This is a genomic window from Blautia fusiformis (genome assembly GCF_020686995.1).
Classification (GTDB): Bacteria; Bacillota; Clostridia; order Lachnospirales; family Lachnospiraceae; genus Blautia_A; species Blautia_A fusiformis.
Genome location: NZ_JAJEPT010000006.1, coordinates 94679 through 108549, shown reverse-complemented (window position 1 = coordinate 108549; position 13871 = coordinate 94679). Strand labels below are relative to the sequence as shown.

Here is a 13871-nt window from a genome sequence, read left to right as displayed (position 1 = left end):
CTCCACAGGTTTCATAATTTCACTTATTGCTACACTGCCCGGCGTTATCAGCTGCAGCTGCAATACGATCTTATCACGTATTAAAGATATTAAAGGATTACGGCTATAGAAATCAGACCCCAAAGCCGAGACGTTCTCTCAATGAATTTCCCGACCGATCCATTCCATGATCACATTTACAACATATTCCTGCTCCGCTTCTGTCAATTCCCGTCCTTTCGGAATACAATGCCATTTTTCCAGACATCCCCTGCAACAGGTAGCTGTGGCATGCTGGGCTACAAAAACCGGATGCCCTCTCATCGGTGTCTGTTTTCCATCATTTGGTATTTCTGCCGGTGCAAGACGCTTTCTGATAAAATCACAGGCATGCTCACGTACTTTCTCCATTCCCTTTTCTGATACATAACTCCGATCGTTTGCCTTCAGGGAAAAACTGCTTCTGAACTTTGACTGCGACAGGCGTTTCCAAAGATTTCCCTCATAAACTGCCGGTGTCTCACATACCATAGAAGGCTGGATGCTGCCCTTATAGACGATCATCTTCTTACTGTCGCTTCCGTTCTCATTTGCGGTCTCGTCTACTGCTTCTTTCAAAAGCTGTGCCTTCACTTCCTGTGCTTCTTTGCTGTTCGGCTGCAGACGTCTTGCCAGACATGTATTTCTGCCAGTTGTCGTTTCATTTTTTATCGCATAATACACAGCTTTCTTCTCTCCGACAAGTACCAGGATCTTTTTCGCCCTGGTCACACCCGTATAAAGGAGATTTCTCTGTAGCATGACAAAATGACTCATGGTAAATGGCATGACAACGATTGGATATTCGCTTCCCTGGGATTTGTGGATCGTCACTGCATAGGCAAGCGCCAGTTCGTCCAGCTCTGTCACATCATAGACTACTTCCCGTTCATCAAACAGAACTGTCAGTTCCCGTTCTTCCACGTCAACTTTTGTGATAGTCCCAATATCTCCGTTAAATACTTCCTTATCGTAATCATTCCGGATCTGCATCACCTTATCCTTCAGCCGGTACTGTGTGCCGCCTCTCCGCAGAAAGATCTTTGACGGATTCATGGCTTCCTGCAGCACCTGGTTCAGATTTACTGCCCCACATTCGCCTCTCTGCATCGGAGTCAGCACCTGAATATCCTGCAGTGGATCTACATGATAGTATCTCGGCAGGTTCGTCTTACAATATTGGACGATAGTATCCACCACTTCCTGATTACTCTCTTTGGTGGCAAAGAAAAAGTCGGCATCTTTCCCGCCTCTCATATCAATGCCTTCCCCTCTATTGATCCGGTGTGCATTCATGATGATCCGGCTTCCCTGTGCCTGACGGAAAATCCTGGTCAGACGAACTACCGGAACACATCCGGAATCAATAATATCTCTGAGAACATTGCCCGCTCCGACACTTGGCAGCTGATCAATGTCGCCTACCAGAATCAGAGACATCTGCTGCGGCAATGCTTTTAAAAGATTATACATCAGCATAATATCGATCATGGAACATTCATCCAGTATCAGCACATCTCCTTCCAGCGGATGTTCTTCATTTTTCTGATAGCCTTCCGGAGGTTTATATTCCAATAACCGGTGAATCGTTTTTGCTTCCATTCCAGTTGCTTCTGACATTCTCTTTGCTGCTCTTCCAGTCGGTGCAGCAAGAATGATCTGACATCCAGCCTGCTTATATGCAGAAATAATTCCCAGAGTTGTTGTAGTCTTTCCGGTTCCAGGTCCACCGGTCAGCACCATGACCTTAGAGGAAACCGCTGTCTTTACCGCCTGCCACTGAATCTCGTCATAAGTAATTTCTGATGAAGCTGCTACTTTCTCCAATATTTCTTCCGTATCCTCAGATTTCTTCTTTCCACAGGACATCAACCGAAGCAGCCGCTTTGCACAGCCACTTTCTGAAAAATAATATGGGGGCAGATAGATTACTTCCCGATCTTCTGCTTCATCTCTGATCACATCATTCGTGCGGATCATCTCATCCAAGGTAATCTCCAGCTCCGGTTCTTCCACTTCCAGAAGTTCCTTTGCCCTTCCAGTCAGCTGTTCTCTTGTTGTATAACAATGACCTGCTTCTGCCAGCTTATTCAATGTATAAAAAATACCACTGCGCAGACGGACAAATTTGCCTTTGTCAATCCCCATCTTCTGTGCAATGGAATCCGCTGTCTTAAATCCAATTCCCCAGATGTCATCTGCAAGCCGGTATGGGTTCTCCTTTACGATCGCAATGCTTTCACTTCCATACGTCTTGAAAATCTTTGTCGCATGAGAGGTGCTGACCTCATGACTCTGCAGAAAAAGCATGATATTCTTGATCTCTTTCTGCTCCTGCCAGCTTGTTTTGATCCGGTCTACACGTACTTTTCCTATACCTGATACTTTGAGCAGTTCATCTGGTGTCTCTTCAATAACATCCAGTGTATCCTTCCCGAATTTTTCCACAATTCTTTTTGCAAACTTTGGACCAACGCCCTTCACCAGACCGGAACCAAGATATTTTTCGATTCCATATACTGTGGCAGGAAGTGTCTCTTCAAATTTCTCCACCAAAAACTGCCGCCCATATTTGGCATCCATCTTCCACATACCTTCCAGAGACAGCACAGAACCAACATGGGTATCCGGCATCGTGCCAACTACTGTGACAAGATCACTGTAATTCTTCACCGCACATTTCAGAACCGTGTAGCCATTGTCGGCATTCTGATATGTAATTCTCTCAACTACACAACGTAAGTGCTCCATGCCCGTCTCCTTCTCTCATAATTCATCACAAATGACCACAGAATAAAATGCTCTGATCCATAAAAGATCACCAACATACATCCGCTTTACGGCAGAATCTCAAGCCAATAGTCATCTGGGTCTACGATGAAATTTCTTCTCCTTTTGTACATTCTGTGTTTCTAATGCGTGACTTATATTGCGGATATTCAGTAATAAACCGCTTAATTACATTGGCATCATTCCAGTAATGCATTGGAAAAATGACATTGCAATCTACATTTTTAAGGAAATACAGGATCCCGTCAGCATAGTGATCTCCCTGTCTCGGATCCAAGGGAACAAATGCAGCGTCAAAATGCATACCCTTGATTTTCCTGATCGCCGCGCGATATGCTGAAGTAAGTCTCTGGTTATCAGCTTTCGACCCACCATCCCAATACCAGTCGTTTAAATCACCGGCATGATAAATGGTACCTTCCTTTGTTTTGACAATAAATGCGACACCACTATCGTTAGATAGCAATGTATCAACTTTGGTTTCATTATCCAAACTATAAGCTTGATCATGATAAACATATGTGATCTTCATATCCGACAAATGATTCCTTTTTCGTATATCATTCGCCAGGATTGCCTGATAAGTCATTCCCATATCATCAAGGATCCCAAAAATTTGTGGGTTAAAATGATCCTTATGGAAGTGACTGCAAAAAACGATCACTTCTTTCTCCTTGTCAAGATTCGGTAATTCACCCTTGTAATAATCAAAAATATAGTAGCAGTCTCTGGTCTCAACCAAAAATCCACTGTGGTTAATGTAAGTAATTTTCATAATATCACCTATATAAATTAACGCCGGTACCGGATAGCAAATCTTTCTTTGCCATGTTTATTTTTCCTTTTTCGAGCGTTTGTAAATTTCACGACAACAGCATTTCTAATGCAGATTTTATCGTATTTTTTAGATTCCGTCCATCCTTTATCCACAGCTGGTAGAAAAATGTGAAATGATACTTTTACAAATTCTATTACTTGTTGTTAGTTCATAATTTATGTATAATCCTGTCTTTGACAGTCCTCTTTCACAGTGTTAATATCCTGCACCAGTGTCCGTATTTTTCAGGATCTTAATAAGACGGCTTGTTCCAAGACGCTCTGCGCCAAGACTGATAAATTTTTCTGCATCATCGAAGGATGAAATTCCACCTGCTGCCTTAACTTTTACATCTTTTCCAATATATTTCTTCATCAGCTCTACATCTGCAAAAGTTGCTCCCGCTGTAGAAAATCCGGTAGAAGTTTTGATAAATTCTGCTCCTGCATTTGTAACGATCTCACACATTTTAATTTTCTCTTCTTCGGTAAGAAGGCATGTCTCAATAATGACTTTGAGGATTCTTCCATCACAAGCTTCATGGATCGCACGAATCTCATTCTCTACTTCCTCATATCTTCCATCCTTTAAAAATCCGATGTTAATAACCATATCGATTTCTGAAGCACCATTTGCAATGGCATCTTTCGTCTCAAATACCTTTACAGCAGTTGTATTATATCCGTTCGGAAAACCGATCACTGTACAAATCGGAAGTTTTCCCGCTACATATTCCGCTGCCTGTTTTACGTAAGCAGCCGGAATACATGCAGATGCAGCCTCATATTTCATGGCATCATCCAGGATTCCTCGAATATCATCCCATGTTGCAGTCTGTCCAAGTAATGTATGATCCACTTTTTTTAATATATCTTTTTTATCCATTTTACCTTCCTTTTACTTCAGCTCATCCAGAAGAGAACTTCCAATTGTTCCCTCCGGCATCTTAACTTCAAAATTATCTGCGATCGTTGCACCGATTACTGCAAAAGTATTCTGATCTTCCAGTTTTCCGTATCCCTCCATAGATGGAGAATAAGCAAAAAATGGTACTTTTTCTCTTGTGTGATCAGTTCCTGTATGCGTCGGATCATTTCCGTGGTCAGCTGTAATGATCAGAAGGTCATCCTCACGAAGCTCATCAAGAAGTTCACCAAGTTTTACATCAAATCTTTCCAGTTCCTCTGCATATCCCTTTACATTGCGTCGATGTCCCCAAAGAGCATCGAAATCTACAAGATTTACAAAACAAAGCCCCTCAAACTCTCTTTTCGCAATGTCAATTGTCTGCTCCATTCCATGAACAGAGCTTTTTGACTTATTGGACTCTGTCAGTCCCTCGCCGTCAAAAATATCAAAAATCTTTCCAACGGAGATCACATCATAACCTGCATCCTTCAATGCATTAAGCGCAGTTTTTCCGTAAGGCTTCAGTGCATAATCATGGCGGTTGCTGGTACGTTTGAACTCACCTTTTTTCTTGCCAAGGTAAGGTCTTGCAATAACACGTCCGACTTTCCACTCATCCCTCATGGTGATATCACGGGCGATCTCACAGCAGCGATACAGTTCATCCAGTCCGAAAGTCTCCTCGTTTCCGCAGATCTGCAATACAGAATCAGCAGATGTGTAAACGATCATATGACCGGTAGCGATTTCTTCCTCAGCCAGTTCATCCAGGATCTCTGTTCCGCTGGAGCTCTTGTTTCCAATTACTTTATGTCCCGTTCTCTTCTCAAGCTCATCGATCAGCTCTTTTGGAAATCCGGTCTCTGTAAAAGTCTTAAACGGTTTTGTGATGTGAAGCCCCATCATTTCCCAGTGTCCTGTCATAGTATCTTTTCCGGTACTGGCTTCTTTTAAAAATGTATAATAACCCATTGGTCGCTCCACTGCTGCAACCTGTTTCAACGGATGAAGATTTGCAATTCCAAGCTTCTGAAGGTTTGGAATCGTAAATTCATCTACATTCTGGGAAATATGTCCCATAGTATCTGTTCCTTCATCCCCGTACTGGGCTGCGTCCGGCATTTCTCCTGCCCCAAAGGAGTCTATTACAATAGTAAATATTCTCTTATATTTCTTCATAATTTTTGTCTCCTTTCTGCTGTCTTACTTATGGATCTTACATATTTACAACAACTTTTGTTACTAATTCCTTGAAGGATTTCGCTACGCGGTCTGCTGTTTCCTGCACTTCTTTATGGTTAAGCTCTTTTTGGGAAATTCCTGCTGCCATATTTGTGATACAGGAAATTCCACAGATTTCCATTCCCATGTGTCGGGCAGCCATAGCTTCGCATGCGGTGCTCATTCCAACTGCATCTCCACCCCATCTCTGTGCAAGTCTTACTTCTGCAGGAGTCTCATAATTTGGTCCTGTAAACTGTACATAAACACCTTCCTGAAGTTTGATGTCACATTCTTTTGCACATTTGCGGATCACATCCTGAAGACGGCGGCTGTATACCTCACTCATATCCGGAAATCTGGTTCCCAGCTCATCTATGTTCGGTCCTATCAGAGGACTTGGAACTCCCGTTGTAATGTGATCTGTGATCATCATGAAATCTCCCGGTTTATAGGAAGGATTAGCTCCTCCTGCAGCATTAGTGAGAAGGATTTTTTTCGCACCGAGCATTCCCATAAGACGCGTTGGAAGAACAACATCTGACATTGCGTATCCTTCATAATAATGAACACGTCCCTGCATGATTACAACCGGTGTTTTCTCCACATACCCAAACACAAAACGTCCCTTATGTCCTTTTACAGTAGAAACCGGAAATCCCTCGATGTCCGTATAGTCGATGGTCTGTTCAATCTGAATTCCATCTGCAAAATTTCCAAGTCCGGATCCAAGAATCAGTGCAACTTCTGGTTTGAAATCAATTTTCTTTCTTACGCTTTCCAGGCATGTCATTAATTTTTTATACATGATTACTTCTTCCTTTCTTTTAGGTATTGTCATTATATTTATGCTTTTTCATAAAGGCAATTCCTCTGCAATGGTCTTTCCAATGCCCTGAGCGCCTCCCGTCACAATCACTACTTTATTGTTAAACTCCATATAAAATCCTCCCCCAAAATCCGCTTTCTATTTCTGTTGCCACAACATTGTGTATTCTTTTTCACCAGTAGCATCATCGAATCCTTCGCATTGAATATCGAACCCTTCTCTTTGGTAAAAAGAGATGGCTCTGGCATTCTTCTGGTATACGTTTAATCGCAATCTAGCTTTTTTATTCTTGATATACTCTAATAAAAGTTTACCTATACCACATGACTGCATTTCATCAGAAACAAAAATACCTTCCATGTATTCGTTACTTAATCCGACAAACCCCTGAATCATTTCCATACACATAGACTTCCGCTTGTAACATCATTTCTTTCACTAATTCATAATTACTTGTCCAATATTGCTCAGGAATAAAATCATGCGCTTTTAAATTGGTTTTCAACCATATGTCAGCAACTCTATTAATATCTATGTTCTGCATCTTTCTGATCATAACGATTATCCTCCATCAGCTTTGATTTCTCTTTAACAAAGAAACTTTATCATCCAAATATCTAATCGATCTTTGAGCTACCACTGATTTATCTTCCATTTTTTACTCTTTCTGCAAATTATCAGATACATTTTACGGGGTTTCCCATGGAAACGTAGGTTCCTTTTTTACTCTTTTGGGTTTCTCTTTCGGCAATATTCTTTTCTTTTTCCCTTTATCAAGGAACGAATATCTGGCGCATTTTTTCTTTATAGGTGAAAAAAGATCATAATATTTACAATATAGCATTCCATTTTTATTTACAGAATGAAAACACTTTTTACAGTCACAATAAACTGCGGATATTAATCTTGTATTTTCAATTCTACTCATTGAGGTACCTGTTTTTTCACTTTTCATTTTCTATTCCTCTTTTTGGAATTTAATCCTTTGTTCTTCAACCAGTTTCACTTTATAATCATATCTCTTTTTGAAAATATCAGCTTGTTCATAGATCCATTCCATATCATCATACAATTTACTTCCAATATTATGCTCAAATTCTTTTTCAAGTTCTTCCTTACTCATCAGTCCATTGGCAATCAGAAGCGAAAAAAGAACATTTCTGACCATATTATAATACAAAATAATTGTTCCCGGAGCCTCTTTTGGCATTTGTCTCAAATACTTTGTAAGTGCATCATAAACCTTACAGCCGCGATTAATTGCAGAAATCTCCTCAATAATCTTATCTGGCTTGCCAAAATACCTCATTGCTTCCTGTATTCCTTCTATTGTATCTTTGTTCTTTTTCTTCGCACGAATCATTTGTTCATCTAATGATTCCTCAAAATTAGGATACGAAAACGGTCTATACTTGAAATCATCTTCCATCTCTCCCTGTTTTACAAAACAATATATCTCTTTTTCATTGTCCTGACGGCGATATAGAGCTTTGGAAACAATAAACTCTTTATCATCTTCTGATATATCCAGAAAATATTTTTCGTCAACACCAAAATACTTCGATAACTGGTTTAATCTTTTCTGAGAAATAGGCTTTACACCGTTTTCCCAGGCACTTACCTGCTGTCGACTTACATCCAAAATATCTGCCAACTCATTTAAAGATATATTGCATCTTGTTCTTATAAATTTTAATCCATTCATAAAATTGTATCCTTTCTTATCATAAGTTCATTGATAAGCGCTCTCAACACTATGAATTGTAACTTTGGTTGACAGCAGGTGTCAATCTGTAACCTTTTCTAAAATTTATCAAATTATCACAACCCCAAACATATCAACACTTTTTTTGAATTATCCTGTGTTTAACACACTTCCAGATAAAAAAGGTGGAGATATTGTTTGCATTTATATGTTGCCTACCATCATATTCATTTATAATGTTTCCTACAATTTCTGAAAAAAGCATTATAGATGTAACTTATTTACAAAACAATACGGATACCCTGATTGAGCACATGAGGATGAGAAGCTCATGTTCCCGTTCAAAATGTCATCGTAGTATTCAGATTTCATTTCTTCTCGGTCATTCCTCCGTAGAAACAACGATGGTATATCTTGATATAACTACGGAACAGGAAATGACAGCCTTAGCCACCCTCTAAGGTGAAAAAAATCAGAAAGTATCTACAAAAAGGAATTCTAAAAAAGATACACTTTCTGAACTGTGTGGCCTCAGGAAACCAAAGTCATAAAACAATATCTTCATCTTTCTTGACAGGATATACCTGAAATGAGGGGTATTCCCGAAAGGTAGAGATATGTTTTTAGTTGTGATAATTTGGCGATCCTAGAGTTATTATATCGAACATACGTTCTTGTATCAATATTATAATTTATTCCTTGTTTTCTTGTCATTCATGTCATACCTAATACTACCGGATTTTCGCCCTTCATAAAATTCAACTTTAAATCCATGCTTTTGATAATAATGTTCTGATCTATCAAAATGATCTGAATCTACAGACGATAAACTACCCGATATATATTTTGCTGGCGTCGTTTTACAGTATTTAAGGAAATATTCCATAAGGATTGATCCATTACCTATCTCTTTATCTTCTACCATAATATCATCTATATGAATATACTCAGCTTCTCCGTAAGGCTTCTCATAAGTAGCCATAATTCTAGGATGATTGCTACAGGCTTTATATTTGTCGTTGTATAGCATAATCCATATATCATTGCTATGTATCCACTGAACAACAAGAACCTCATCCCCCATTTTATTAGTTTCTACTCCAATAATCACATGATTAGGTTCACGAAACACTCTATGAACTGTATCAATCAGCTTCGTTTTCTTTTGAGCTTCATAGTTAATTTCCTTTACCTTACGTTCATATTCTTTTTGTATCGCAAGCAGCTCATTTTTATAAAATGTCGTTAGGATCCAGCTTTTTAATCTTCCCATATTTATTCTTTCTCCACTAATTCCCAACCGCGAACTCCTTTTGAAGTATCCAATGTATATTTTGGAACATTCATCACAACTTATCCAAACATCATGATCACGAAATCCAGGAATATTATCATGTTCTTCTATGATTTTTCCTTTCCCGCAAGGGCACTCATATTCGTATCTCTCCGTATCACCCTCTCCTGCACCATATCTCCTACTTCTAAGTTCTGATGCACGTCATACATTTTCAACGTAATGTTTTTCAATCCATTGAGTTTCTCAAGTGCTCTCGGTTCGCTGAAATTCAGATAATTGGTCGTAAGAATCTATCCTTTAATGCCCTTTTCCTCAAGCCCTTTTAACGTCTGCAGGAGCGGTGTCACACCACCCATCGTGATAAATGCAACACTGATCTGAAACTGATCACAGCGCAGCAATTCATCCTCCACAGATGAAATAACTTTCTTCCCATCTTCCGGATTATTCGACACAAATACTGGCTTATACGCCAGATTTGCTGCCACAGAACCATTTATATAAGCGGCATTTAAGCCGCTTTTCAATTCATTGATCACATTCGCATCCATTAATGTAGATCTCCCTCTCGTTTCGTGGTGAGCAAAACAAAATACTCTGCTTTATTATACCTTATGGGAGAAGGGTTGTCATTGAAATCTCCAGGAAGCAAGCGTGGCAAAGACACCCGAAAGTAACGATAGCAACAAAAAAACAGTTCCGGACATACTGAGGTTAATCAGTGTATCTGAACCTGTCTTTTCTATGGTCTTTCCAATGAATAGCTGGGCTGGCTTTTCCTTGGAATGGATTATTTAATTGTAAAAAATTCCCGTGAAATGATTTATAAAATAGGTAATTTTACAAAGTCTATTACTTGTTGTTAGTTCATAATTTATGTATAATAAAATTCATATAAGAAATACATGCTCAACATGCGGCCTGGAACATAAATAATCCGCAAGTTTAGCGATATACGAGGAGGAAATTCTCATGGGTAAACAATCCACCAGGGAAAACAAAACAATTTACCAGCTTTGCCGAGAAGCGGCAGGACTTACAAGAGCAGAGGCCAGTGAAAGAATGGATGCTGTCTCTGATTCAAAAATTGAAAAATTTGAATATGAAACACAAGAACCTACGCCTTATGATATCCTCCAGATGGCAGATGCCTATAAAAGACCAGATCTTTGCAATTACTATTGCTCTCACAAATGCGAAATCGGCTATCGTTATGTTCCAGAAGTAGAAATGACCGATCTGTCAAATATCATTTTGGAGACAATTGCCAGTTTAAATGAAATCAACCCTCTTACCGGTCGTCTAATCCAGATTGCCCGTGACGGTAAGATCAGCGATGATGAAATGAAAGATTTTGCTTATATCAGTAAAAAACTTGATGAAATTTCTTTAGCCATAGACTCTTTGAATCTTTGGGTAGATAAAACAGCCGGAGAACAAGGGCTCAATCTTGAACTCTTAAATGCCGAAAAAGAAAAATTAAAATAATCCATAACGCCACAAAAGGATTACGACTATAGAATAACACCAACCGCAGTCAGTGTCTTTAAAGTTGAATTAATCTATAGAAACTGCTATCATATTTTTATCAGAATTTTCCAAGTAAAGGAGGACATGAGTGGATCATGAACGTAATGCCAATTTCCGAAATCATCGAAAAAGTAACCATGATTTGCAAAAAAAATAACGTAAAACGCCTTGATTTATTCGGTTCCTTCGCCACAGGCACTGCAACCCCCACCAGTGATATTGATTTTGTAGTATACGGCTGTGATAATCTAATGCAGTTAGAAGATGATCTTCAGAAGATTGAAACGCTAAGGAAAATTGATATTTTTGACTTTGACAGTATAAAAAATGAGTATTTATTGGAGGATATAAAAAAATATGGAAAACAAATTTATTAACCGCTATAACACTTTCTGTAAAAGTCTCTCCAATCTTGCAAAAAGCAAAACAGCCGACCCCAAGACCGATTTTGTTCTCGAAGGAACTGTTCTCAATTTCAGTCTTACTTTCGACATCTCCTGGAAAGTTATGAAAGATATTCTGATCAAAAAAATGGGAATTCTTGATTTTGCAGTTGGCTCTCCACGCGAAACTCTGCAGCAGGCATTTACCAATGGTATTATTGATGATGACACCTGGCTGCAAATGCTGAAATCCAGAAATCATTTGTCTCATGATTACGATGGTACTTTCGCCGCAGAGAAATTTCAAGACATTATAAATATTTATTATCCTCTTTTTGAAAAATTCAAAAACGATGTTGCGAAATACTATAAACAGTAAATCAACACCAGTGAAACATTTTTCACATTTACCACTCTTCACATTTAATATCACTTATCTGTTCGACTGGAATGACCGTTTGATCCGTCATAATGATGGTATGCTCGTATTCGTCTATCTTTTTTACAATACCAGAGCACGTAACATAGGAGCCGCCTGCTTTTTTTGCATCGGGAATAAAATAAGTTATCGATACTTTCTGTTCTATACCGATATTATTTCTGATTATATTGATTTTTTCATTCAGCTGAGCAATCGCTTCCTCGCTCAGTTCCAATCTTTCATCGGTTAATCTTGCCGTTTCCTTTATCGCAGCATCATGTCCGGTCAGGGCTGCAAAAGGAGCAAATTGCGCTGCCCGATCCCGAAGTGGCATTTGCGGATGATTCTTAGAGACCGGATGCGGTAAATTAATGATATCGTCATAAGAATTATTTTTCATCCGCTTTCAACTCCTTTACGCCTTATGACCGCCAATCTGTTCATTTCTGTCCCTGGCGGTTGCACCTTCCTGAAGATTCATCCCCTTCAGTACAGCGTTTTTTCCAAATTTCTTTTTGATACTGAGCATTGCTTCCTGCATACGTTTTTCGCGATCCAGCGCAGCCTCTTCCTCTTCCTGCTTTTTCCTTTGCGCCTCATAATCCGTAAAAAGATCCAGCTGCTCATATACTTCTTCTTTCTTGACAGAACTTTCATCCACAAGCCTGTTCGCTGTGATATTGATTCTTCTGACAAGCAGGTTTCTGTCAACGATTCTGTCATATAACTCTATTACTGCATCCGTTATCATCTTGGTTGAGGAAGTCTGTCGTTTCAGATTGGTCGTTCCATGTGCATGTTTCGGAATTCTTCTTTCATAACGGTCGATCGTAACCTCTCCATGATACTGCTTTCTCCTGTCGGCATTGTTCAGATTCTCAATATCATAACCAACCGTCAACACGATCTGATCCGTTACAAGCTTCTTATCCACCAAATCCAAAACCATCTGGTCTGTCATCTCTTTAACGACTAATTTTGCTTTTTCAAAATCATAAGGGCAATGAAGTACCTGCCCGGAACAAACACTGTTCGTTTCCGGCTTATAAGCCTTGACCATTTCCATGGTACAGGGCTCATATCCCCAGGCATGGTCGATCAGCAGCTCCGCATTAACACCAAACAACCTATATAACAAGTCTTCATTATATAACTCATTTTCTTTTCCGATGGAACATCTGGCAATATCTCCCATTGTATAAAGCCCGTATTCTTCCAGCTTCTTTGCATATCCTTTTCCTACTCTCCAAAAATCAGTAAGTGGTCTGTGACCCCAGAGTTTCCTTCGGTATGACATTTCATCCAGTTCTGCAATTCGTACACCATCTTTATCTGCTTTAATGTGCTTCGCCACGATATCCATCGCAATCTTACACAGATACATATTCGTTCCGATTCCAGCAGTTGCCGTTATACCTGTCGTTTTCAGCACATCCTGTATCATGGTCATTGCAAGTTCTCTTGCTGTCATATTATAAGTATGCAGATAATCCGTTACATCCATAAATACTTCGTCGATCGAATACGGGAAAATATCTTCCGGCGCAATATATTTCAGATAAATACTGTAAATTCTGGTGCTGTATTCCAGATAGAGGGCCATCCGGGGAGGAGCAACAATATAATCAATCTCCAGTTCCGGATTGGTATCTAATTCTGTGCTGTCATCAGAGGCTCCGATAAAAGTTCTGTTCGGCACTTTCCACCTGCGGGCGCTGTTGGCTTCTTTTACTTTTTGAACAACCTCAAATAAACGAGCCCTTCCTGGTATCCCATAACACTTTAATGCTGGCGATACCGCAAGACAGATTGTCTTTTCTGTTCTGCTTTTATCTGCAACCACAAGATTGGTCGTCAAAGGATCCCGATTTCGTTCTTTACATTCCACAGACGCATAGAATGACTTAAGATCGATCGCAATATAGGTTCTTTCCTTTTCCATCATTCTACA

14 protein-coding genes and 2 pseudogenes are annotated in these 13871 nt (G+C 39.5%); 4 read left to right on the top strand and 12 right to left on the bottom strand.

Annotation, left to right across the window (positions count from 1 at the left end):
* Positions 1 to 25 precede the first annotated feature (25 nt).
* Positions 26 to 109, top strand: a pseudogene (locus LKD46_RS16855) (AsnC family transcriptional regulator); the annotation flags it as partial.
* Between the two features lie 29 nt (positions 110 to 138).
* On the opposite strand, the gene recD2 reads toward LKD46_RS16855, so the two are convergent.
* From recD2 to LKD46_RS07250, 10 genes and pseudogenes are all read right to left on the bottom strand, one after another.
* Complete coding sequence (recD2, locus tag LKD46_RS07295; RefSeq protein WP_147602736.1) at positions 139 to 2769, bottom strand: SF1B family DNA helicase RecD2; 2631 nt, start codon at positions 2767 to 2769, stop codon at positions 139 to 141.
* Positions 2770 to 2890: 121 nt separating this feature from the next.
* On the bottom strand, positions 2891 to 3583 hold the full coding sequence (locus tag LKD46_RS07290; RefSeq protein WP_114002500.1) for an MBL fold metallo-hydrolase: 693 nt from the start codon (positions 3581 to 3583) through the stop codon (positions 2891 to 2893).
* Between the two features lie 258 nt (positions 3584 to 3841).
* Entirely contained in the window at positions 3842 to 4510 is a 669-nt protein-coding gene (gene deoC, locus LKD46_RS07285; RefSeq protein ID WP_015526453.1) for a deoxyribose-phosphate aldolase, read from the bottom strand.
* Between the two features lie 12 nt (positions 4511 to 4522).
* Complete coding sequence (locus LKD46_RS07280; RefSeq protein WP_015526454.1) at positions 4523 to 5713, bottom strand: phosphopentomutase; 1191 nt, start codon at positions 5711 to 5713, stop codon at positions 4523 to 4525.
* 37 nt (positions 5714 to 5750) lie between these two features.
* A complete protein-coding gene (locus LKD46_RS07275; RefSeq protein ID WP_147602738.1) occupies positions 5751 to 6563 on the bottom strand; it encodes a purine-nucleoside phosphorylase in 813 nt (270 codons plus the stop codon).
* 159 nt (positions 6564 to 6722) lie between these two features.
* A pseudogene (locus tag LKD46_RS16760) lies at positions 6723 to 7140 on the bottom strand (GNAT family N-acetyltransferase).
* Positions 7141 to 7272: 132 nt separating this feature from the next.
* A complete protein-coding gene (locus LKD46_RS07265) occupies positions 7273 to 7539 on the bottom strand; it encodes a hypothetical protein (protein ID WP_110103043.1) in 267 nt (88 codons plus the stop codon).
* A 3-nt stretch (positions 7540 to 7542) separates the two neighbouring features.
* On the bottom strand, positions 7543 to 8289 hold the full coding sequence (locus LKD46_RS07260; protein WP_110103042.1) for a helix-turn-helix domain-containing protein: 747 nt from the start codon (positions 8287 to 8289) through the stop codon (positions 7543 to 7545).
* A gap of 685 nt (positions 8290 to 8974) precedes the next feature.
* Positions 8975 to 9589: a GNAT family N-acetyltransferase gene (locus LKD46_RS07255; protein WP_173770512.1), complete on the bottom strand. Its 615-nt coding sequence runs from the start codon at positions 9587 to 9589 to the stop codon at positions 8975 to 8977.
* Between the two features lie 287 nt (positions 9590 to 9876).
* A complete protein-coding gene (locus tag LKD46_RS07250; protein ID WP_330409225.1) occupies positions 9877 to 10137 on the bottom strand; it encodes a hypothetical protein in 261 nt (86 codons plus the stop codon).
* A 421-nt stretch (positions 10138 to 10558) separates the two neighbouring features.
* Between LKD46_RS07250 and LKD46_RS07245 the strand changes: the two genes are divergently transcribed.
* From LKD46_RS07245 to LKD46_RS07235, 3 genes are all read left to right on the top strand, one after another.
* On the top strand, positions 10559 to 11074 hold the full coding sequence (locus LKD46_RS07245; RefSeq protein WP_110103039.1) for a helix-turn-helix domain-containing protein: 516 nt from the start codon (positions 10559 to 10561) through the stop codon (positions 11072 to 11074).
* A gap of 137 nt (positions 11075 to 11211) precedes the next feature.
* A complete protein-coding gene (locus tag LKD46_RS07240; protein WP_022426100.1) occupies positions 11212 to 11493 on the top strand; it encodes a nucleotidyltransferase family protein in 282 nt (93 codons plus the stop codon).
* Positions 11474 to 11878, top strand: coding sequence for an HI0074 family nucleotidyltransferase substrate-binding subunit (locus LKD46_RS07235; RefSeq protein ID WP_022426101.1), 405 nt, complete (start codon positions 11474 to 11476; stop codon positions 11876 to 11878). The genes LKD46_RS07240 and LKD46_RS07235 overlap by 20 nt, the downstream gene beginning before the upstream one ends.
* Before the next feature lie 28 nt (positions 11879 to 11906).
* Here the strand turns inward: LKD46_RS07235 and LKD46_RS07230 are convergent, their stop codons facing one another.
* On the bottom strand, positions 11907 to 12320 hold the full coding sequence (locus tag LKD46_RS07230) for a hypothetical protein (RefSeq protein WP_114002501.1): 414 nt from the start codon (positions 12318 to 12320) through the stop codon (positions 11907 to 11909).
* A gap of 15 nt (positions 12321 to 12335) precedes the next feature.
* On the bottom strand, positions 12336 to 13862 hold the full coding sequence (locus LKD46_RS07225; protein ID WP_110103094.1) for a Y-family DNA polymerase: 1527 nt from the start codon (positions 13860 to 13862) through the stop codon (positions 12336 to 12338).
* Positions 13863 to 13871 lie beyond the last annotated feature (9 nt).